Source organism: Providencia rettgeri (assembly GCF_023205015.1).
Classification (GTDB): Bacteria; Pseudomonadota; Gammaproteobacteria; order Enterobacterales; family Enterobacteriaceae; genus Providencia; species Providencia rettgeri_E.
Genome location: NZ_CP096258.1, coordinates 3,244,390 through 3,267,344 on the forward strand (window position 1 = coordinate 3,244,390; position 22,955 = coordinate 3,267,344).

Genomic DNA, 22,955 nt, shown 5'->3' on the forward strand with positions numbered 1-22,955 from the left:
TTATGCGGAAACTCTGGAGAGCGTTACGAAAACCAAGTGCTCGTTGGTCAATGCTAACGTTAATCGTTGTCGGGATTGCAGTGGGTGTTGCGTTAATCGTTGTCCCCCATGTTGGGATGAAAGTGACTAGCACCACTGAGTTTTGTGTCAGTTGCCATAGCATGGAACCCGTTTACGAAGAATATAAACAATCGGTACATTTCCAAAATGCATCTGGCGTACGCGCAGAATGCCATGACTGCCACATTCCCTCCGACCTTCCAGGCATGATTAAACGGAAACTCGAAGCAAGCAATGATATTTATCAAACATTTATTGCGCATTCGATAGATACCCCAGAAAAATTTGAAGCCAAACGTGCCGAACTTGCGGAACGCGAGTGGGCTCGCATGAAAGAGAACAATTCGGCCACTTGCCGCTCTTGTCATGATTATGACTCGATGAATCACGCCAAGCAAAATCCAGAAGCGGCTCGCCAGATGCAAATCGCTGCGAAAGAGAATCAATCCTGCATTGACTGCCACAAAGGAATTGCCCACCAATTACCGGATATGAGTAGTGGCTTTCGTAAACAATTTGATGAGTTAAGAGCGAAAGCAAATAGTGATGCTGACATTCTGTATTCACTTGATATTAAACCTATTTATGCCAATAAAGGGGATAAAGACCCTGCTGGCTCGTTACTTCCTGCCTCAGAGGTGAAAGTCCTAAAACGTGATGGCGATTGGCTACAAGTTGAAATCACAGGGTGGACAGAAACCGATGGACGTCAACGCGTTCTATCTGAATTTCCCGGTAAGCGAATTTTCGTAGCTTCGATACGCGGTGATGTTCAAGAAAATGTGAAAAATTTAGAAAGCACCGTTGTCGCTGCAACAGATACGTCATGGAGCAAACTGCAAGCAACCGCATGGATGCAACAAGGCGATATGGTCAATGATATCAAGCCAATATGGGCTTATGCAGATTCTTTATATAACGGTTCATGTAATCAATGCCATGGTGCGCCAGATATCGCCCACTTTGATGCTAACGGTTGGATAGGCACATTGAACGGTATGATTGGCTTTACCAGTTTAGATAAGCGAGAAGAGCGTACCTTACTGAAATACTTACAAATGAATGCATCTGATACCGCAGGATCTTCACACGGTGATAACGGAGTACAGAATGAAAAATAATCCAACTTTTCAAGCTTCTCGTCGACGCTTTTTGTTCCAGCTTGGCGGGCTCACTGTGGCAGGTATGTTAGGCCCTTCCCTATTAACACCGCGTAAGGCTGGCGCTGCGACAGTTGGCGAACAAGCTGCGGTAGTACAAGAAGGCATTCTGACTGGCTCACACTGGGGTGCAATTCGCGCCACTGTAGTTGATGGCCGTTTTATCGAAGCAAAACCTTTTGAACACGATAAATTCCCATCAAAAATGATTGCAGGATTGCCTGACCATGTACATGGCACCGCGCGTATCCGTTATCCAATGGTTCGTGTTGATTGGCTACGTAAACGCCATTTAAGTGATACCTCACAACGAGGTGATAACCGCTTCGTACGTGTTTCTTGGGATGAAGCCCTTGATTTGTTCTATCAAGAACTAGAACGCATTCAAACAACTTATGGGCCAAGTGGGCTGCTCACTGCAAATGGTTGGCAATCAACCGGAATGCTCCACAATGCTTCAGGAATGTTAGCCCGCGCCATTGCCCTGCATGGCAATAGTGTTAGTACTGGCGGAGACTACTCAACGGGGGCTGCACAAGTCATTTTACCTCGAGTCGTTGGGTCGATGGAGGTTTATGAACAACAAACCTCTTGGCCGCTAGTCCTCAAAAATAGTAAAACCATCGTATTATGGGGCTCTGACCTGATTAAAAACCAACAAGCTAACTGGTGGTGTCCTGATCATGACGTTTATGAATATTATGAACAACTGAAAGAGAAAGCGGCTAATGGCGAGATAAACGTCATCAGTATTGACCCTATAATCACCTCAACGCATGATTACCTTGGACGTGAAAATGTTCAACATATCGCTATTAACCCGCAAGCGGATGTCCCACTACAATTAGCCATCGCCCACACGCTTTACAGTGAAGGCTTGCATGATAAAACCTTCTTAAAAGAATACTGTGTCGGTTTCGACCAATTTGTTCCCTACTTAATGGGAAAAACGGATGGACAACCCAAAGATGCACAATGGGCAGCTGAAATTTGCGGCATTGATGCCGACACAATCCGAGCTTTAGCCCGCCAAATGGCAGCAGATAGAACCCAAATTATTGCAGGTTGGTGCGTTCAACGTATGCAACATGGTGAACAATGGTCATGGATGATTGTCGTTTTAGCTGCCATGTTAGGCCAAATTGGCTTACCAGGTGGGGGATTTGGCTTCGGCTGGCATTATAATGGCGCGGGTACACCAAGCCGTCAGGGGATTATTTTAAGTGGTTTTTCCGGCTCAACCAAAGTGCCACCTATTCATGATAACAATGACTACAAAGGCTACAGCAGCACCATTCCTATTGCTCGTTTTATTGATGCGATTTTAGAGCCCGGAAAAACAATCAACTGGAACGGTAAAGCGGTTAAATTGCCACCACTAAAAATGTGTGTATTTGCCGGAACCAACCCATTCCACCGCCACCAGCAAATTAACCGTATTATTGAAGGTTGGCGTAAGCTTGAAACGGTTGTCTCTATTGATAATCAATGGACATCCACCTGCCGCTTTGCTGATATCGTATTACCGGCAACCACGCAATTTGAACGAAATGACCTTGACCAATACGGTAACCACTCAAATCGTGGCATTATTGCGATGAAACAACTTGTTGAACCGCAGTTTGAGTCACGTAATGACTTCGACATTTTACGCGATCTATGTCGTCGTTTTGGCCGTGAAGAAGCCTTTACTGAAGGTTTAGACGAAATGGGCTGGCTAAAACGCATTTGGCAAGAAGGCAGCCAGCAAGGAAAAGGCCGTGGTATTCATTTACCCTCCTTCGATACGTTCTGGGAAAAAGAAGGCTATGTGGAATTTGAACATCCACAAATGTTTGTTCGTCATCAAGCGTTTAGAGAAGACCCTGACTTAGAACCTTTAGGGACACCGAGTGGTTTAATTGAGATTTATTCGAAAACCATTGCCGACATGCAATATGATGATTGCCAAGGTCACCCAATGTGGTTCGAAAAAGCGGAACGCTCCCACGGTGGCCCTGGTTCAAAAAAATGGCCATTACATTTGCAATCTGCTCACCCCGATTTTCGCTTGCACTCACAATTGTGTGAATCGCCTGTGTTACGCCAATATTATTCCGTTAGCGGCAAAGAGCCTATCTTTATTAGCCCTAAAGATGCAAAAGCCAGAGGTATACAAAATGGTGATATCGTTCGTGTTTTCAACGACCGAGGGCAAGTCCTAGCAGGCGCTGTCGTCTCTGATTTATACACAGAAGGCGTTGCTCGTATTCATGAAGGAGCTTGGTATGACCCGACTAAGGGTGGAGAAATCAATGCCCTGTGTAAATACGGCAATCCAAACGTATTGACACTGGATATAGGAACCTCTCAACTCGCTCAAGCCACTAGCGCACATACGACGATCGTGGAGATAGAAAAATACACAGGGCAAGTGGATAACGTTAGTGCATTCGATGGGCCTATTGAAATGGTGGCTCAATGTGAATATGTTCCTGCATCACAGGTGAATAAATGACAAAACAAATCACTTTGTCGTCAGAACAAATAGCCTGTGTTTATGCATGGTTAGCACAATTATTCTCACGTGAATTAGATATTGCAACGATAGCGCAACTTCAATCTAGCGAAATGATGGATTGGTTTACGACTATCGAACAAGAACCAACTTTAGCTTCGTCTATTCAAGAGGTTAAAACTAAAATCCAATCGCTGGTAATGCGAACGGATGCAACGCTCGAGTTGGCAGCCGACTTTTGCAGCTTATTCTTAATGTCAGATAAGCAATCTGCTTTGCCTTACGCCTCTGTTTATCCAAATAGTGAGCATGGCAATGAACAGATTAAGTACCTATTAGTTGAGTCAGGAATGGAAACCAGTGAGGCATTTAACGAACCTTCTGACCATATTTCAATTTTTTTGGAGCTATTAAGTCACTTACATTTTTCATTAAATGAAGCCCATTTGGACCAAGAAAAAGTGAGGCAATTGCGCCTAAAAACCTTGTCACTTTTACTGCAATGGCTACCAGTATTTAGCCAAAATTGTCAACGATATGATGAGTTTGGTTTTTATGCTGCTTTGAGTCAGTTGTCGTTAGCGCTAGTTCAATGGGATAAGCAAACCGAATAGATGCCGTTTAAATAATTTTTATATTATTCAACTATTATTAAATAAAGGGATATTGATAAATAATATCCCTTTTAACTTTCAGCCATAACACCTGAGTTACTGTAAAGAAATAAGTTTTTCACGGCTCAGCCCAGTGCTTTTCATAATTATCTCAATACTAACTCCTTGCTCCAAAAGATTCCGTACCATTGTTATATTTGCCTCTTCTTGGCCTTTTTGAAATCCTTCTTGTCGCCCTTTATCTTGCAATCGTTGCGCAATATTCATGATTGTCTCCTTATGCTTTTCTGTCTGTTCCCCTAAAACTTGAATAACTTGTTCAAAATTATGCGAGTCTAAAGCAATAAACAGATAATTGAGGATAGTTATGATGTCATTATCACTATGCTAAAAAAATCTTTGGTTTTATTAAGCGGGTGTCAGGCCGGGTTGTACCACGCTATAAATTTGTTTTTTCAATTCTTCTTGCTTAGCCAATTGGTAAACATGTGAAGCAACATCAGCACGCATCACTAAACCATGGACTTCAACCTCTTGTTGAAGAACTGCTTTTCCCGTTGGCTCACCATGTAATAACCCACCAGGGCGAACAATCACATAATCTAACGAACTAGTTTGTAGCCATGACTCTGCAAGGGATTTTTCTCTCACAGCCTGACCAAATGCAGCTCGAGACCGAGCAGACAAATAAGGCCATGAATCTCCACAACCTAGTGACGTGACTAGCACCATACGAGATATACCCGCTTGCTCGGCACAATCAATCACCGTGCGGTGAGCTAAATAATCTTGCGTACCTCCCATGGTTGAAATAACCGTAGCAGTTGTTCCTGCGGTATGACAAGCTGCCTTAACCACCTCACTATCACAAGCATCGCCAATTAACACTTGTCCCCCTAAAGCCTCTAAACCTAATGCGGATTGCCTATTACGTACAACTGCGATGACTGGGCGTTTCTCTGCTATTGCTAACTGAGCAATCTGATGACCAACTCCTTTTCCACCCGCGCCAAAAATTAACCATGGTGCCATTTTTTTCTCCCTTTTTTTTGAGTGATACATCAATCTATTTGTAATGTAAAAATCTAAAATTACCACAATATAAATGATAATGCGCATTATTTGCATTTATTATTTAAATCTATTCAAGCCGCTAATAGCTATCATCAACGATGGAAAAGCAAACAACACTAACGTTAATGTTTTTTATGTAATTCATTTAATCAAACTCATTAAAATGTGACTAGTTTAACTTTTTCGTAAAAAAACACTTATCATAAAAATTGATAAACTAACAAATTAATTACAAAAATAAATCGTAATATCAACAAGTAACAAAAAACAAAACACCACTATCTTATTGATACCCATAATACTTTTAATGTTAATGCGAAGAATTATCATTTGCATTTATATTATTATTTGATTTAATACCTACCGCCATATATATGCGAAATAATAATTTCCTAATCAATAGTATCGTTAATATCTTTAATAAAAATGGAGTATTTCGATGAAAAAGTTAACTATTATCGCCCTAGCATTCGCCACCAGTGGGGTCACTTTTGCCGCTTCTGCTGAAGTCGGTTTTGACCAAAGCCAATCTTTCAATCCAAATGAACCTTCCATACGCGTTGGTAAAACAGAAGGCACTGGTGGTGGCCATGCCGGCGCTATCGGTGATCCCGGTATTGGAGTGCAAACTGTATATGGTGGAAAAATCATTTCATTCTCAGGACTAACAAAAATGGCGCCAAAAAAACAGGGAAATGAAGCGCATGTGATTTCCATGCCTAATGGCCCTGGTTCACATAACAAAATGGGCGTATTTAACTTTGCCAAAGTCGCGGATGCTGAGGTGTACTTCGGTGAATGGTCATCGACAGGGCAAGTTAATGACGCCACACACACGGCTTACTACTCAGGTAAAGACATCACCACCAATATGCCAACAGCGGGCACTGCGGAATACTCTGTTAAAGGAATAAGCCAATATAACGGAGGTGCAATGGCCGCAGGTACCCTGACAGCTAACTTTGGTACTAAATCTTTAGCAGGGAATATTGGTGCAACGAATATTGATGCCACCATTAAAAATAATGCGACCTTCGCAGGAGATGCGACACTTAATGGCGCATTAGGTGAAACCCGCGGGCACTTTTTTGGCGACCAAGCTAAACATATTGCTGGGGTAACTGAATTTAGCGACCACAGTAAAGATATGGCCTTTGGGGGAAGCCGTGGGAATATTTCCCAGTAACCCGTAGATCAATCTCGGTGGCCGCAACAAAGCATCACGCGTTGCTGGTCACCGCCCTTTATTACCGAAGCTAACCCTATGCAATATCTTTTATTAGCCCTTGCTATCATGGTTCCAATGGTCGTGCCCTCTGCATTTTCAACCAGTTTGGATACAGACCGTGAACAGTTGTTATGGCAAAAAGACAAACAAAATTATCGTGAAAAAAGTGCTGTCGTTCCTAATAAAGATCAATGGCTACTTCCTGATGGTCTATCCATTAATTTGAATGGGGAAAACTATTCCCTTGAAAATAATGCGCAAGACCTAGGCCAAGCTATTTACCTAGCAATCAACCATCGACAATTTCAAGATGTACAACGCTTATTACCTCGCTACCAACAGCTAGCTGATGCAGATCCATTACTCATTTTATTTGCAAAGGCTGAGCTCGCTAAAGCGCAAGGCCATTACCCTGAAGCAATTACTTATTATCACCAAATACTGGCTCTTTCCCCAAAGTTTCTTCGCATTAAATTAGAACTCGCTCGAGCCTATTTTGAAGATAATCAAAATAAAGAGTCATTGGCTTTATTTCAGAATTTAATTCACGATGAAACACTTGCATTACCCGCCAGTGTAAAGCAGACCATCCAACAATTTATTCGCGCTATTGAAAACCGCACAGCTTGGAGCGGTAGTCTCTCTTTCGGTTATAAAAATAACAGCAATATTAACCAAGTCCCTGATAAAAATAAAATTTGGGAAGTACCAGGTGGCACATTAAAAATGGACGACCCCATCGCGTCGTCAGGGCTCACCTATGACGCGAGCCTGAGTAAAATAATTCCTATCTCTGGCCATCATTCATTGCAAATCAAGGGGACATCCTATGGCGACCGCTATCCTCACTATGCCGAATTTAGTGAGAATACCACCTCTTTAGCTACTTTATACCGTTTTAATGATGCGAATACCACTGTCGCCGCAGGCCCATTAATTGAATTAAAAACAGTCAATGAAAAGCGTCGTTATTTAGGGATGGGTGGCAAAATTGAAGCTGATTATCAATTCAGCCCAAACATGATCCTCAGTATGTCCGCGGATCACCAACAGCTTCATTACCAAAAACCGTATGACAGTGCCGATGGCAATCGAAGTAGCCTACACCTAACGGGTATCTACGGTATTACCACCGATACTTCCATCTTTTTGGGAGCAGATGCAACCCGTCTCACGACCGAAGTTCGTAGCGATGATTATGACCAGTTGGGTGTCCGAGGCGGCTTCTATACCGTGCTTACACCTGATGTGCATTTATTAGCGCTAGCCACCTATCGAGAAAGCCAATTTCAAGCCTTCAATTACCTCCTGAATGTGAAACGCCATGATCGTGAAGCTATGTATTTTGCGCGGCTCAATTTTCCCACTTATTCATTATTCACATTTACGCCTTATACCAGTTATCGCTTTCGTAACAATCGCAGTTCCGCAGATGGAATTTACACCTATCACCAGCACGAAATTTCTATTGGGTTAGAAACCCGTTTTTAAGCGTTATGGCACAGAGAAAAACACTATGCATAAATACAAATTAACACCTATTACGACAGCAATTATTACCGCCCTCTTTATTCCATCGATTGCTTTAGGGGAAAAAGAAGAACACATTGGCACCATTACTGTTCAAGATTCAGCAAAAACCATCAAAGAGCGTGATCAACAAGGCTACGATGACCAATATGATGCAAAAGGCTCTAAAATTTACTTAGGGAAAGACCTTGTTGAACGTTATAAAGGCACCAGTACCGCTGATGTTCTTAACAGCGCAATTGGTGTATATAGCGGAGATGCGCGAAATAGTGGTGCATTAGACCCCAATATTCGAGGCATTCAAGGGCAAGAACGCGTCCCTGTGACGGTCGATGGTACCGAGCAATCACTCACAGTTTACCGGGGTTACAATGGGGCAAATAACCGCAACTATATAGACCCAAACCTTATAAGCAGTATCGAAGTTGAAAAAAGTGGTTCCCTTGCAGGCGATATAAAAACCTCTGTTGGTGGTGGAATAGCCATCAGAACCCTAGGGATAGATGATGTTGTCGCCCCCGATGAAAAATTTGGTGTTAGCTTGAAATTAGAGACTAGCAGTAATTCTACACGGGAACGTATCCCACGTTTTGGTTATGGCGAGGATTATCGTGATCACCCAGAGATTTATAAAAATAATAACTCTGTATTCTCCGATCCTGTCGTCAACATCACACCAAAATCCCGAGGAAGTGCGCAATTTTTCAATTTTAAAGATAATGGCGGAAGGATCGCAGTTGGAACTCGACAAGAAAAATTCGATTTAATGGCCGCCTATGCTTATCGCCGGCAAGGCAACTATTTTGCAGGGAAAAATGGCGCTCACCGTTATAAGGAATCCGTTCAACTAAATGAACAACAAACAGTGCAGCAACAACTTGGCCCAGACCCTTACTTACCTTTTGCCGCGAATGTATTTCGTCCCGGAAAGGAAGTCACTAACACTTCCAATGAGCTGGAATCCTATTTAGTAAAAACCAATTTCTATCTCACTGAGAGCCAAACATTGCATCTGGGTTTTCGCCGGAGTGAAAGTACCTATGGCGAAATTATGCCCTCTCGTTTAGGATTTGCGGAGCTCGAAGGTAAACAAGTGCTACCACAATGGCCGTTGGCTCACTTTACCGTCAATGCCTATAATGCCGAATACAAATGGAAACCCGAAGATAACCAATGGATTGACCTAAATGCAAATATCTGGATGACACACTCTGTAGGAGATACCAATACCTCCGGCGGCTACCCTCGAGAGCCCAAAGAGCGTGACTGGGCCTTTGAGTATGGCTATGGCGATGGCAAAGATCCTAACATTGATGGCACTTTAATTAATACCGCAGCAACTAATTCTGAAAATGATCGCATTGGATTTAATTTACGCAATACCATGGCGCTCACCCCCGATCTTGATTTAACCATTCGCGGTTCAATGCTCAAAGAAAAATTAGACTCAAATGACGTTCCACCATCGCAAACTGCTAGCCCGTTTATTGCCCTTCCACGTAAAGGTCGTCGGCAAGAAACCAGTATTGCCTTTAACTTTAACTATCGCCCAACGAGTTGGTTGGAATTGGATGCGGGAGCAAAATATATTGATGGTTGGACGGAGGATGACTACTTAAAGGAGCAAATGCGCAAGCGCACCAAAGGTTTTCAAAACCCCAATGAGCGCCTCGCTAAACAGATAAATTACAACCGTATTTTAACCCAAGATGAATACAATAAAGCAATTGAAAATGGCTACCAACCCTTCAATGGTGGCTATAGGAATAAACAAATCTTACTCAAAACGATAGGGCTTGAAGACACGAATTATACTGTTTTCATCACCAAGAGAAAGAGCTCTCAACATCCAGAAGAAAATGGCGTTTTAGATGTCAATTTCCGCACGGAATGGAAATCAGATAAAGACGGACGCTATACGACAAAAACGAACCCTTTCCATAACGGCACTTTTGACTCCCAAGCACGCGCAGTCGACCCAGTAACGGGTAAAGAAGTTTATGTCTATGGCGCAAGTTATTCGCACCCTTCAGATGATATCGAGCGAAAACTCACAGAAGAAGAAAAATGGAAATTCTCAGGCAAACAAAAAAGCCATGGCTGGGCGCCTGCTTTTGGTGCCAATGTTTGGTTGTCTGATAACGACCGCGTTTATGCGCGTTACATCGAAACGGTACGCTTGCCAAGTATTTTCGAAAATAGCATTGGGTTTGCCGGGGAAAGTGAAGCTCGAAAAGAGAAAATGTTATTCAAACCCGAACGTGCAAAAACCTTTGAATTTGGTTATTCACGTAATTTACAAGGGTTACTCGGTGCTGAGCGCCACGCTGATGTGAAAATAGGCTATTACCATACGGTCATCGAAAATGCATTTGACCGCGATGGGCGTCTTAATTTTGTTCAAGTAAAAGAACATAAAACCGCAGGGATTGAAGCCTTGGCTCGCTACGATAATGGTGGGGTATTTATGGATATTGGTGTTGATTACCGCCTCAAAAATGAGGTTTGTGATGACTCCGCACCCGCTAATTTGGACCCAACTAACCGTTATAATATATCTCAATGCACTACCGCAGGTTTCCCCGGTGGCTTTTTACGCACACAATTACAGCCTAAATATGCGATTAACTCCAATCTCGGCATGCGTTTTATGGATGAAACTCTCGAGGTGGGAACACGCTTACGTTATACCAGCAGTGTGCAAAATAAAGATGAACGGAAACTAATGCAGCAATTTCCAGGAAGTTATTCAATGGCGAATAATAGCCCAATGCACTGGACCCCGACCTTTACAGCGGATGCCTATGCCAGTTACCAAATTGATAAAAATATCAATGTCGAATTCTTAGTAACCAACTTAACTGACCGTTATTATATTGACCCACTGACACGCAGTATGATGCCAGCGCCGGGCCGCACCTTACGCTTAGGATTAAATGCACAATTTTAGGTAAATACGGTTAATTTATCGCCCTATAAATATCCGCTGCTAACCTTAAGTAGGAGCGGATATTCATCACTTCAGTATCAGAAAAATAACCGCATAATGGTTTCATCGAATTCATCTTGGTCTACAACTGCAAAACCAAACTGCTCAAAGAATGGTTTCATCATGTCATTGCCTTCAACATAACAAATTGATACGGACTTATATTTGCCCAAATTTTTAATTTCTTCCAGAACTAGCGGAATAGCCTGAGAACCAAAGCCTTTTCGTTGATGCTTTATATCGATCATCAATTGATCAATAAACACTTCTTCTGGCCAACCATTTTCATGGTTTGAATAATATTGAACGAAGCCAACAGGCTCATCATCAACATAAATCCCTCGATTAATATAATGATCAAAAAATTTTGAGGCTGCGATTGATTCGGAGTTAAGAGCCACAAAGTCTTCCTGCTCTTTGGTTATTTCAAGACAGATGATATCCACCCAATTGTCTTTGGTGACATCTTTTAAGGTAATGGTCATAAACACCTTGCTTTAAAGTTACCGTTCACAATACCGCCATGATAAAAATACGGCTCAACGTAAATTAACAATAAACTTTTTTGTGTTCGCGCAATTTGTGCTTTTATATTTTTTGAAATTCAACAAACAAATAATAAGTAGATATGTTACGGATAACATTAATATCCCCACATAGACTAAAATAAAATTTCGACTCATTTATTGCTTTCGAATTAAGAAATATTCAGAATTGAGATCCATGTCAAATATCACCATTAAATACAATATTATTGTAATTTATCAAATTTTTTTGAGGGAAAATAAAAATAATCATTTGGATTATTAATCTAAAAAAAAATAAAAATACAGACTAATATAGAACAGGAATCACAAATAACCATAATGACCGCCAATTAAAATTCAATTTTTATCATTATATAAATTTAACAATAATAACGCATTGTCATAAGAAAACACATAAAATCTGAACAACCTCACATTTATTAGGTATTTGATAACTCCTCGCATTTATGCAACAAGAAATCAAATTCACTTATGAAACAACATGTTAAAAAATTACTATTATTTTGTATCAAACTGAAAAATAAAAACATTTTTATTGCAAAAGTATTGAGGATAATTTCACTCCCCCGACTTTATTAATAAATATTAATTTATTGATTTTAACCATGCCTTTTAGGCATGGCTAAGAGACTTTCGGAATATTGTCAGGAAAATAGATTCATGGATAGTATGAATACGAAAATGATGCATTTTTATTATAAATATATACGAATAACTCTTAAAAACATTTCCAATGAAAGGTAACACTATGGGTATATTAAAAGATAGTAAGTTGCTTTTGGTTAGCTTACTTATCATTCTTCTTTCGGAAGCTATAGGGCAAATTAAAATCAGTCTAGTTATGGTTTTTCCAATGCTTTATTCCATGTTGATGGGTGGTATTATCAGTTTTCCAAAATTCAAGATCCTCAGCGAAAAAAATATGGCACACGCAAGCTCAATTATGAGTGTCGCGTTAGTTATCTTAATTGCAAAATTAAGCACCTCAGTCGGTGCATCTTGGGAAAAAATAATTCAAGCAGGTGGTGCATTAATTCTGCAAGAAATCGGTCACTTTATCGGTACCATTTTACTCGGTTTACCCCTTGCCATTATGTTAGGTATGGGCCGTGAAGCCGTTGGTGCAACCTACTCTATTGGTCGTGAACCCAATATCGCCATTATCGAAGCCAAATATGGTTTAAGTTCACCAGAAGGCCGTGGCGTTATGGCAATGTATATTTGCGGAACATTATACGGAGCCGTTTGGATGGGTATTATTGCCAGTGTTATCGCAGGACTCGATATTATGAGCCCACTTGCTTTAGCAATGGGAGCCGGAGTCGGAAGTGGTTCAATGCTAGCGGCATCAGTCGCACCATTACTGGAACTGTACCCTGAACAAGCCGCGGATATTCAAGCATTTTCATCCTCCGCAAACTTGATGTCTTCAGTATTAGGTCTGTACATCTATATTTTCTTCTCCTTACCGTTTGCCTCTTTCTTGTACAACAAACTCAAAAGAAAACGTGCAACAGCATCAGTAGATACAGAATAAGGATATAAGATCATGAAAAAGATGGCAGAAATTGCAATAATCATCGTGTTAGTCATCATCTTCACTTCACTGGGTGATGCTCTCGGAGGCTCAATTTATGGCCGCGGCAGCTTTGGCGCAGTCTTTAGCGACTCACTTATCGCCATGGCATTATTAGGGGGTATGTCATTTGTGGCATACTTAATTGCACAAATCCCACCATTAGGTAAGTTACCTGTGATTTTCTGGGTATCTTTAATTGCTGCAGGTTTGTGTTCACCATTATTCCCTTACGATAAAGAAATGATCGCAATGACAGGTAAAATCTCACTCGCTGTCATCAGTACGACAGTACTGGCATTTGCAGGTCTTTCACTCGGTAAAGATATTGATAAATTTAAAGCCATTTCATGGCGGATCATCCCAGTTTCACTGGCGGTCTTTACGGGAACTTTCTTATTCGCTGCACTTATTGGTCAAGTGACACTTTCATGGAGCGGCGTTATCTAACCAGAGGAAATATTTACCATGACAATGACCAAAGACCAATTGAAAGCCATCGTCTGCGAAACAATTGCATCCCATAAAGGGGATATCAAAAAATTAGCAGAAGATATTTGGGCAGAGCCAGAACTAGGCTATAAAGAAACAAAAACAGCAAAAAAAGTGGAAGCGGCATTCTCTGCATTAGGCGTTAATTACCGAAACCAACTCGCATTAACCGGGGTTAAGGCTCGTCTAAAAGGTGGAAAAGGTAGCAAATACAGTATTGCTGTGATTGGTGAGCTCGATGCGATTATTTGTGCTGAACACCCAGAGGCCGATGATTTAACGGGGGCTGCCCACTGCTGTGGGCACAATGCACAAATAGCCAATATGATGGCTGTCACTATTGGTCTGGTTAAGTCAGGTGCTATGCAATACCTCGCGGGAGACGTCGTTCCTTTCGCCGTTCCCGCTGAGGAATATGTTGAGCTGGCTTATCGTAATAAACTGATTGAACAAGGAAAAATCAGTTATATCGGCGGTAAACCAGAGCTAATATCCCTTGGCGAATTTGATGACGTCGATATGGCGATGCAAATTCATTTAACCAGTGTCAAACCCGATCGTGATACTGGTTTTATCGAAATGTCGACCACGACCAATGGGTTTATTGGCAAGCTGATTAACTACAAAGGGACTGCGTCCCATGCGGCTGCAGCTCCTCATTTGGGTGTCAATGCGCTCAATGCCGCAATGATGGGGATCATGGGAGTGAATGCAATTCGCGAGACCTTCCAAGAAAAAGATTATATTCGTTTTCATCCGATCATCACGCAAGGCGGTGATTTGGTCAATGTCACCCCAAGTGATGTGCGTATGGAAAGTTATGTTCGAGCGTCAAATGTCCCAGCGATGATCGATGCAAATGAACGAATTACTCGTGCTCTTGTTGCTGGCGCAATGTCTGTTGGTGCAGAGGTAGAAGTCAAAGATTTACCGGGTTACCTCCCACTGTATAACAACGATACATTGAACTGTTTATTGCAACAAAATGCCCACAACTTGATTGGCGAAGAAAATGTTTGGGTTGCGGGCCACATGACTGGAAGCACGGATACGGGTGACTTATCACATATCATGCCAGTGAGCCATCCATGGATTGGCGCTATCCGTGGAGGTTTGCATGGTAAAGATTACGTTGTTTTCGATGATGATATGGCCTACATCCGCCCGGCTCAAATGATGGCAATGGCAATTATTGACCTGTTATTTGATGATGCATCCCAAGCAAATGAGATGCTAGCGGATTACACGCCATTAATGAGTAAAGAAGAGTATCTCTCATTTATTGGCTCTTTTAATAACTAATTATTAAAATATTCCCCTTATTGCTATGTTTATTATAATAAGGGGAATATGATATTTTTAGCTTTTATCCCACTTTTTAAATTTTTTCTTCGCATTAATTTAATTTCTTTTTACATTCACCATCTCATTTAAAAAAATTCCTGAAATCATGCCTCTCCCTCTACTTTAAATAAAAAATTTAACTTATCCCCCACTCATGCAGACTTTAAAACAGCAATATTCCTAACATCAAAAACACAACAATAACATATTGATATTAATGAATTTAGTTAATCAAACACTCTTTCTGTTATTATTTTAATAAATTACCATCCTTATTATTCATGAGCCATGCAATACTGATATGATATAAATACGATCTCCGTCACGCTCACTTTTTTAATATCCACGTTAAAATTAATCTTATAAATTGATAGATAAAAAATAACGAGTAGAAGTAGACATCATCCTATTTCTGAATCTAATTTTTAAAATACACATAAATTAAATGAGCGCGCTGTTCATTATTCTATGCTCACACCAGGGGCCCTTTAACAGCATTAAAAACGCTTTTTGTATACGGGATAAAACGTAATGACCAACAAATACAATATCAGTGAAAAACTCTTTGCTTTAGAAACATTTAGCAAAAAAACACGTCAGGATTTACATAAAATCCCCGAATTGTCTGGGCTAGAATTCAAAACCTCACAATATTGCCGTGAATTGATGGAAAGCTTTGGCTATAACATTCGTTTATTCGAAGGCTACACAGGTTTTACCGCTGAATTGATTGTCGACCCAACCAAGCGCTTAATTGCCTATCGTACTGATATCGATGGCCTTGAAATGCCTGATTTAACCTGCAATGAACACAGTTCTGTCCATGAAGGTTGCGCCCATAACTGTGGCCATGATACCCACATGACCATCGCCTTAACCGCAGCGAAATACCTCAGTGAAAACCGTTCTGAACTCACCCATAACGTCCGTTTTATCTTCCAAATGGCGGAAGAGGACATGCGAGTACCGGGCGCTAACAAAATGGTCGAAATGGGGTGTATGGAAGGCGTCGACGAAGTTTACGGGTTACACAATGATGCGGCCTTTGAAACGGGTTATATTAAATTCAATTCAGGAGTTATGTCCTCATACGGTTCAGCATGGACACTAGATGTCCATGGTGTGTCGGCTCACGGCTCAACCCCTCATAAAGGGTTAGATGCTATCCGCGAAGCAACACGTATCATTGATTATATGGACTACATTGTTGCCAAAAAAACCGATCCTTTCAGTCCCGCTGTATTTGGTTGTGGCATGATTAATGGCGGAACGATCCCAAATGCGCTAGCTGACCATGTTCAAGCACGCGGAACTATCCGTTCAATGGATGAAGAAACAGACAAAATATTAAAGGCAAGTTTCAATGAAATTGTAGCTCGCAGTGAAGCTGGTGGGTTTAAAACCACATTGGAAGCCAGCGGTTATCCCGCTGTCGTCAATCACCCGCAAGCGGCCAAAGTCATTTATGATGCTGCAGCCGCCTTTTTACCACTTGAGCATATTGATTCAAACGGTAAGCCGATGACAGGAAGTGAAGATTTCAGTTATATGATCAATGCCACTAAAGATAAACTCGGTGCCATGTACTTTTTAGGAAGTGGTAATCAAGCAAAAGGGATTAATAATTACTTACACGCAAACCCGTATTTTGTTGATGACGATTGCTTGCTGATTGGCGCTCAAATCTTTATTAATATCGCCACTCGTTAGAATAAATATAATACACACAGTAATATTAAAGCCGAGTAAACTCCATTACTCGGCTTTTTTCTTAATCATCCGCAGATAAGTCATAGCTCAGGCAATTCTCTATATAACCTATCTTTCTCACTTTGTTCTGTAGGTACCCATTGATTTGGCTGATGTATATAATTCAAATCAAGATGGGGAGCGTAATGAGAGATAAAATCATACATATAATCTTTTAAATGCATGTGCCGATTAATACAAACATGTGTATAACTTGGCTTGACTAAGTGGCTAATATCAATACAACATAATGCTTCACTATCTTCCTCTGGGTCAAAAGCAACCGTTGAAATAATACCTACCCCAGCACCACGTTTCACATAGTATTTAATGATTTCAGTATCTACCGCAGTTAAAACAACATTTGGCGTTAATTTATGTTGATAAAAGACTTGATCGAGCTTTGAATGCCCTGTAAAACCAAATACATAGGTAATTAGCGGGTAGCCTGCAAGGTCTTCAATCCTAAGCTGTTCACATTGAGCCAATGGGTGGTCATGAGGAACAATAATACTGCGAGACCATTGATAACAAGGCATTACCAATAAATCATCATAAAGGTGCATAGACTCAGTCGCAATGGCAAAATCCACATCGCCATTATTCACCATCTCTGCTATCTGAGCAGGCGCGCCTTGGTGAAAATGCAAAGAAATATTGGGGTAACGTGCGTTAAAACGCTCAATCACTTGCGGTAATTTATAACGGATCTGAGTGTGGGTTGTTGCAATATGCAGGTTCTGTTTTATCGTCGTATCTTCATGAGAAACAATACTTTTTATTTTATCGAATTGTGCAAGAATATCACACGCGACATGATGAACTTTTTCACCAATCGGGCTCAGCGACAATAGGTTATTATTTTTCCGATTGAATAATGAAACGTTCAGCTCATCTTCCAATATTTTAAGTTGCTTACTTACCGTTGGCTGAGAGGTATACAGTTTTTCAGCCGCATTCGTGATATTAAAATCACTTTTTACCACTTCAACAAAGCTTTTAAGCTGACTAATGTTCATTGCTGGATTATCCAATGTATAATGGACTAAAAATAGAGATACAAGCACAGTCCAAGATTTAACATCTTGGTTATTCTGTGCAGGAATTATACCATAACGAACTGATTAGCAATAAGTACACTGTGGTTTATTCCCTAGTAAAAACAGTCCAAAACATAAATCATAAAATAAATATTCTACAAGAACCTATAATATTCAGCGCGATAAAACTACTGATCTCAACACCCCATTGCGGATCATGGCAAGGGGGCTGCGTGAAGTTTCACTGTCAGAATTGCGATAAACAGTGATTTCATTCATTTGGCTTACCCTAAATGAAATAATGATAGTCGAAGCACTAAAGCAACGAGTGTGACAATGAGTACAGGGAGTGTCATGATAATCCCTGTTTTGAAATAATATCCCCATGTAATGGTCATGTTCTTTTGTGATAAAACATGTAGCCACAGCAATGTCGCCAAACTGCCAATTGGCGTAATTTTTGGCCCCAAATCAGCCCCAATCACATTCGCATAAACCATCGCTTGTTGAATAACTCCTGTTGCTTGACTGCCTTCAATAGAGAGAGCACCAATTAATACCGTTGGCATGTTATTCATTATTGATGATAACAATGCAGTGATAAATCCAGTGCCTAGAGTTGCTACCCATAACCCTTTATCGGCAAGGTAATTCAGCGTTTCAGAAAGATAATCGGTTAACCCTGCATTTCTTAAACCATAAACAACCAAATACATTCCTAAAGAGAAAATGACGATTTGCCACGGTGCTCCACGTAATACTTTTTTGGTATTAATCGTATGGCCTCTGGCTGCAATCACCCAAAGAATTAAAGCGCCAATAGCCGCAATTGCACTCACTGGAATACCTAATGGTTCTAAGACAAAAAAACCGATAAGCAACAGCACTAATACCAGCCAACCTGCTTTAAACGTTGTCATGTCCTTAATGACTAAGGCGGGCTCACTCAGTTTGGTAACATCATATTGTTTAGGAATATCTTTACGGAAAAACCAATGCAGCATCGCTAATGTTGCAATAATTGCTGCAAAATCCACTGGCACCATAATTGATGCATATTCTGTAAAACCAATATTAAAGAAGTCCGCAGAAACGATATTCACGAGGTTCGAAACAATCAGCGGCAAGCTCGCTGTATCTGCGATAAACCCGGCAGCCATGACAAAGGCTAATGTCGTGCCTTTATTGAAACCAAGTGCCAATAACATCGCAATCACAATGGGCGTTAATATCAATGCTGCACCATCATTGGCAAATAAGGCCGCTACCGTTGCTCCAAGTAACACAATATAACTGAATAACAGTTTTCCTTTACCCCCACCCCATTTGGCAACATGTAATGCAGCCCATTCAAAGAAACCACTTTCATCTAAAAGTAGGCTAATGATAATGACGGCAACAAATGTCGCCGTGGCATTCCAAACAATGTTCCAAACAATCGGGATGTCTTGAAAACTGATCACACCAAAGATCAGGGCTAATATTGCCCCTATTGTTGCACTCCAACCAATACCCAACCCTTTAGGCTGCCAAATAACAAACGTAATCGTTAAAATAAAAATTAATGCAGCAATCAACATAACGACCTCATGAACAAGGGTATAGATATACCTTCCTGAAATAAATTGGCTAATTAACCGACCCAATTAACTTTGCTCATTCCCATGCCAATATATATGAATATTCATATATATTGACTTAAAAAATTTTATACTGCACAACGGCCAGCAGGTTCTTTTGTCTCTAGGCTGTTAAGCAAATCTGCAACTCTATTTTTCTCTGTGGCATAAGTGACATCAATGACACTTTTCACCCACGGTAGTAATATCGGAGATAATCGATAATGAACCCATTTACCCTGTTTTGAATCGAGCAAAAGACCCGATTCCCTAAGCATTGCTAGATGTCGAGATGTCTTTGGTTGTGATAGATTTAAAGCCGTATAAATATCACACACACACAGTTCACCAGCTGCTTTCAAAAGCAGCACGATATCAAGCCTTGTTTGGTCACCTAAAATTTTAAACAGCTGTAGTGGTTCCATGTGTACCTCTTTAGTCTTTTCTTTAAGTTACACCCAAAAGACACATGTGTCAAAACGTATATATTATATTTAGCGCGATAGTGCCGTATACCTCAAATATGACTTAATATCAGTAGACGCCTGTTGAACGAAGAAGAGTTAAAGCTTCAGCTTTCGCAAAGCCGCCAATATTGCAAGAATATCATCATCTGATAATTCTATTGCCGGTGATGAAAGGCTGACAAAAAAATAATCCTACCCGTAGCATACCTGTATTTTTCACTGCCTCCGTTCAAACGGAACCGTAAATTAACACTAATGCGATTTCAAATTGAACCAGCTATTAATCAATATTATTTAAACTTTATCTTTCAGGCTTTAACTTGAACATAATCGTCGTTGATTCAAGAGCACCATTAACTGATTGAGCGAACTCAGGGATTTCACCGCTAACCTGCCATCCTAAAGCGCTATATAAGCTAACTGTTATTCCTTTGGTATTTGTATCTAATGTTAAAAGCGTCAATCCTGTTTCCCATGCTATTTGCTCAGCCGCTAGCATTAGTCTCCTTGCTAGCCCTTTGCGCCTGTAATCAGGTACCACCAATAACTTACAAATTTCACCTCGATGTTTACCATTTGGTTTTATACATAGCTCAAGCCCAACGACACCAACAATTTTATTGTCTACCTCTACTGAGATAAGCTTAAAACTATTTGTTGATAAAGAGTGATTAACACCAACCCAATAATTTCTCATATCCCCTATTTGAGCTTTTGCGTCAGTATACCCAACACTAGCCCCACCAAGGACACATCTATACAATAAATTGGTCAGCTCATCTATTTTGTTATCGCTTATTTTGTCACTATAGCAGCGTATAATCATACTTGAGTCTCAATAGGGGTTGTCATTACACAATAAGTTAACAGAATTTTTATTACTAACTGTCACTGTGACCTCTTTAAATCTTAGCGTAACCTCACCGTTATTGGCTTAACCCTTGCTGTAATCTTGCCGATTATAATTGATATTTAACACTAAAAAATTATTGTAATTTCTATCATCCTATTTCATATTCAAATAGAACTTAACTTAAATTAATGAGGTATTATGGACAAGGCATTAATTGTTATTGACGCACAAAATGACTATCTTTCTGATGGTCGGTTTCCCTTATGGAATATTGATACTACTTTGGAGCATATATCCAATAAAATTTCAGAGTATGAAAGAACTGGTGATATTGTGATTTTTATTCAACACTTATCACCACAAGGAGCCGCTTTTTTTGATGAAACAACAGATGGTTGTGAACTTGTTTCTAAGCTCACTAACTTATCTCCAGGTCATTTGATTGTGACTAAAAAGCATGGTAATTCCTTCGATGAAACAAATCTCAATGACTTGCTTATAACCCATAATATTAACCATATCGAATTATGCGGGATGATGACTCAAAATTGCGTCCTATTTACTGCTATTTCTGAACAAGCAAAAAAATATAAATTATCAGTATTAGGTAACTGCTGTACAAGCGTCTCACCTGTAGTCCATGCTGTAGCACTGAGGGGCTTATCTAGAATAACGAATGTTATCTAAATTACTATAAATACACACCAAGGCTACGTACTCGTAGCTTTTTCTATTATCTTTGAGGTAACTCATTGATATTTATTCAGAGGACCAAATTGTCCTGCAGGTATCGCAATGCTTATTTGTATTGTGGTTACTTTTATCTCATGAGCATTATTAGAGTATTGCCAGCCAGTGACGAGTCTCTAATTTCAGAGTCTCTTAATGCTAGATTAACTATTGAACAATATAATCAGCGGTCAATATCATTATATTTCCACCATGTCCGTTGCAATCAATCCTAACTACATTTTTTGGTGTCTGTGTTATTAACGTGTGCGCGTTTTCGAAATGAGTTATTGATGTCAATTTATGATCGATTGCGCCAGATGTATAAATAGCCTTTACTGATAGCTCACATAAGTCATAGTTCATTTTTTCAGCATAAATAAAATCCCAATCACCATAATTAGACCTTTTTCCATCTGCTACTAATGGGTCAATACCATAACTAGAATGTGCATAAAAGCCAGAGCAAGCAATCATTAGCAAGCTAGCAACTATGTATCCTTTCATCTCACCATCCCGTCAATTAGTTTCAGTAATGTTAGCTTAGCGGGAGTACAAATTGAAGTTAATTAGTTGGCGGCACATAGCCTGAAAACATAACCAAAGTGCAATGCGTTATTAGAAATATGATTACGACTAACACCGTCATCCCAACCCAAGGATCCCATGGTTTCATTGAAAATCTCCATTTTTCATTGATAAAACATTATCCTGGAATGCTGGCATTTGGAGCTATAGTCATAGTGCATTTTGCTATAGCGAAGATAATAGAGAAATATATTAAATACCCAAGCCAATTACGCATATCCCCCCTCCAGTTGTATAGAAAACAAATACTAGGATAGATACAGATTCAGGCAATAACCAGCAATACCCCCAGCAGTATGGAAAATAAGAGTTGATGATAATAACGCTTGGTATGCAGGATTAAAAAGAGCAGGAATAGAAAACTTCCGCTTTCAGTTCTTCAAGAAATGGGTGGATGGGAAAGCATAGAAATGGTCAGAAGATATGCTCACTTAGCGCCTAATCATTTAACTGAACACGCGAAGCAAATAGATACTATTTTCGGCACTTGCGTCCCAAATACGTCCTAGTTAGGAAAAGTGGAGAATTTTAAGTGATGGTAAGTGATTGAAAATTAATGGTACGCCCTACAGGATTCGAACCTGTGACCTACGGCTTAGAAGGCCGTTGCTCTATCCAACTGAGCTAAGGGCGCATTGATAATGCAGGCAGCCTATCTGGCTGATGGCGTTGAATTATACGGTTGCTGAGCGCTGAGTCAATGGCTTTTCGCTACTAAAATAACTATATGCTCATTTTATGTAACAGTTTGAACTGACAAGGGCGTTAACTTCTGACAAAATAGAGTCATTACTGTGT

At 40.3% G+C, this 22,955-nt stretch carries 19 protein-coding genes, 1 tRNA gene and 1 pseudogene; 12 read left to right on the plus strand and 9 right to left on the minus strand.

Going from position 1 to position 22,955, the window contains the following annotated elements:
- The first annotated feature begins 2 nt into the window (after positions 1-2).
- From torC to torD, 3 genes are read left to right on the plus strand one after another with little or no spacing between them, the layout of a single operon-like run.
- Positions 3-1,181: a pentaheme c-type cytochrome TorC gene (gene torC, locus M0M83_RS14820; protein WP_248466831.1), complete on the plus strand. Its 1,179-nt coding sequence runs from the start codon at positions 3-5 to the stop codon at positions 1,179-1,181.
- Positions 1,171-3,717, plus strand: coding sequence for a trimethylamine-N-oxide reductase TorA (gene torA / locus M0M83_RS14825; protein WP_248466833.1), 2,547 nt, complete (start codon positions 1,171-1,173; stop codon positions 3,715-3,717). Before torC ends, torA begins: the two co-directional genes overlap by 11 nt.
- Positions 3,714-4,331: a molecular chaperone TorD gene (gene torD, locus M0M83_RS14830; RefSeq protein ID WP_248466835.1), complete on the plus strand. Its 618-nt coding sequence runs from the start codon at positions 3,714-3,716 to the stop codon at positions 4,329-4,331. The genes torA and torD overlap by 4 nt, the downstream gene beginning before the upstream one ends.
- 96 nt (positions 4,332-4,427) lie before the next feature.
- Here the strand turns inward: torD and M0M83_RS14835 are convergent, their stop codons facing one another.
- Both M0M83_RS14835 and M0M83_RS14840 read right to left on the minus strand, forming a co-directional pair.
- On the minus strand, positions 4,428-4,598 hold the full coding sequence (locus M0M83_RS14835) for a hypothetical protein (protein ID WP_248466837.1): 171 nt from the start codon (positions 4,596-4,598) through the stop codon (positions 4,428-4,430).
- Positions 4,599-4,739: 141 nt separating this feature from the next.
- Positions 4,740-5,363, minus strand: coding sequence for an SDR family oxidoreductase (locus M0M83_RS14840; RefSeq protein ID WP_213914145.1), 624 nt, complete (start codon positions 5,361-5,363; stop codon positions 4,740-4,742).
- A 481-nt stretch (positions 5,364-5,844) separates the two neighbouring features.
- Here M0M83_RS14840 and M0M83_RS14845 point away from each other — a divergent pair, with 481 nt between their 5' ends.
- The 3 genes from M0M83_RS14845 to M0M83_RS14855 all read left to right on the plus strand — a co-directional run bounded on the left by M0M83_RS14845 (position 5,845) and on the right by M0M83_RS14855 (position 11,113).
- Complete coding sequence (locus M0M83_RS14845) at positions 5,845-6,591, plus strand: Slam-dependent surface lipoprotein (RefSeq protein ID WP_125891520.1); 747 nt, start codon at positions 5,845-5,847, stop codon at positions 6,589-6,591.
- A gap of 78 nt (positions 6,592-6,669) precedes the next feature.
- Positions 6,670-8,124 carry a porin family protein gene (locus tag M0M83_RS14850; protein ID WP_248466838.1) on the plus strand — a complete coding sequence of 485 codons (1,455 nt, stop codon included), beginning with the start codon at positions 6,670-6,672 and terminating at the stop codon, positions 8,122-8,124.
- 25 nt (positions 8,125-8,149) lie between these two features.
- Complete coding sequence (locus M0M83_RS14855; RefSeq protein WP_248466839.1) at positions 8,150-11,113, plus strand: TonB-dependent receptor domain-containing protein; 2,964 nt, start codon at positions 8,150-8,152, stop codon at positions 11,111-11,113.
- A gap of 77 nt (positions 11,114-11,190) precedes the next feature.
- Here M0M83_RS14855 and M0M83_RS14860 read toward each other — a convergent pair whose 3' ends face one another.
- Positions 11,191-11,637 carry a GNAT family N-acetyltransferase gene (locus tag M0M83_RS14860; protein WP_213914142.1) on the minus strand — a complete coding sequence of 149 codons (447 nt, stop codon included), beginning with the start codon at positions 11,635-11,637 and terminating at the stop codon, positions 11,191-11,193.
- A gap of 811 nt (positions 11,638-12,448) precedes the next feature.
- Between M0M83_RS14860 and M0M83_RS14865 the strand changes: the two genes are divergently transcribed.
- The 4 genes from M0M83_RS14865 (at position 12,449) to M0M83_RS14880 (ending at position 16,822) form a co-directional block, all read left to right on the plus strand.
- Positions 12,449-13,237, plus strand: coding sequence for a DUF3100 domain-containing protein (locus tag M0M83_RS14865; protein ID WP_213914141.1), 789 nt, complete (start codon positions 12,449-12,451; stop codon positions 13,235-13,237).
- 12 nt (positions 13,238-13,249) lie between these two features.
- Entirely contained in the window at positions 13,250-13,726 is a 477-nt protein-coding gene (locus M0M83_RS14870; protein WP_004262394.1) for a hypothetical protein, read from the plus strand.
- Between the two features lie 18 nt (positions 13,727-13,744).
- Positions 13,745-15,070, plus strand: coding sequence for an amidohydrolase (locus M0M83_RS14875; RefSeq protein ID WP_213914140.1), 1,326 nt, complete (start codon positions 13,745-13,747; stop codon positions 15,068-15,070).
- Between the two features lie 573 nt (positions 15,071-15,643).
- Positions 15,644-16,822, plus strand: coding sequence for a M20 metallopeptidase family protein (locus tag M0M83_RS14880; RefSeq protein WP_125891525.1), 1,179 nt, complete (start codon positions 15,644-15,646; stop codon positions 16,820-16,822).
- Positions 16,823-16,902: 80 nt separating this feature from the next.
- Here M0M83_RS14880 and M0M83_RS14885 read toward each other — a convergent pair whose 3' ends face one another.
- From M0M83_RS14885 to M0M83_RS14900, 4 genes are all read right to left on the minus strand, one after another.
- On the minus strand, positions 16,903-17,880 hold the full coding sequence (locus M0M83_RS14885) for a LysR substrate-binding domain-containing protein (protein ID WP_213914139.1): 978 nt from the start codon (positions 17,878-17,880) through the stop codon (positions 16,903-16,905).
- Positions 17,881-18,185: 305 nt separating this feature from the next.
- Entirely contained in the window at positions 18,186-19,481 is a 1,296-nt protein-coding gene (locus M0M83_RS14890; RefSeq protein WP_248468457.1) for an arsenic transporter, read from the minus strand.
- A 128-nt stretch (positions 19,482-19,609) separates the two neighbouring features.
- On the minus strand, positions 19,610-19,945 hold the full coding sequence (locus M0M83_RS14895; protein ID WP_213914137.1) for a metalloregulator ArsR/SmtB family transcription factor: 336 nt from the start codon (positions 19,943-19,945) through the stop codon (positions 19,610-19,612).
- Between the two features lie 343 nt (positions 19,946-20,288).
- Positions 20,289-20,684, minus strand: a complete 396-nt coding sequence (locus M0M83_RS14900; RefSeq protein WP_248466840.1) for a GNAT family N-acetyltransferase — start codon at positions 20,682-20,684, stop codon at positions 20,289-20,291.
- A gap of 354 nt (positions 20,685-21,038) precedes the next feature.
- Between M0M83_RS14900 and M0M83_RS14905 the strand changes: the two genes are divergently transcribed.
- Positions 21,039-21,527 (plus strand): isochorismatase family protein, encoded by a 489-nt coding sequence (locus M0M83_RS14905; protein WP_248466841.1) that lies wholly within the window; start codon positions 21,039-21,041, stop codon positions 21,525-21,527.
- 210 nt (positions 21,528-21,737) lie between these two features.
- Here M0M83_RS14905 and M0M83_RS14910 read toward each other — a convergent pair whose 3' ends face one another.
- Positions 21,738-22,076 carry a hypothetical protein gene (locus M0M83_RS14910; RefSeq protein WP_248466842.1) on the minus strand — a complete coding sequence of 113 codons (339 nt, stop codon included), beginning with the start codon at positions 22,074-22,076 and terminating at the stop codon, positions 21,738-21,740.
- A 363-nt stretch (positions 22,077-22,439) separates the two neighbouring features.
- Here M0M83_RS14910 and M0M83_RS14915 point away from each other — a divergent pair.
- Positions 22,440-22,666: pseudogene (locus M0M83_RS14915) on the plus strand (integrase); the annotation flags it as partial.
- Positions 22,667-22,714: 48 nt separating this feature from the next.
- Here M0M83_RS14915 and M0M83_RS14920 read toward each other — a convergent pair.
- Positions 22,715-22,791 (minus strand) — tRNA-Arg (locus tag M0M83_RS14920).
- Between the last annotated feature and the right edge of the window lie 164 nt (positions 22,792-22,955).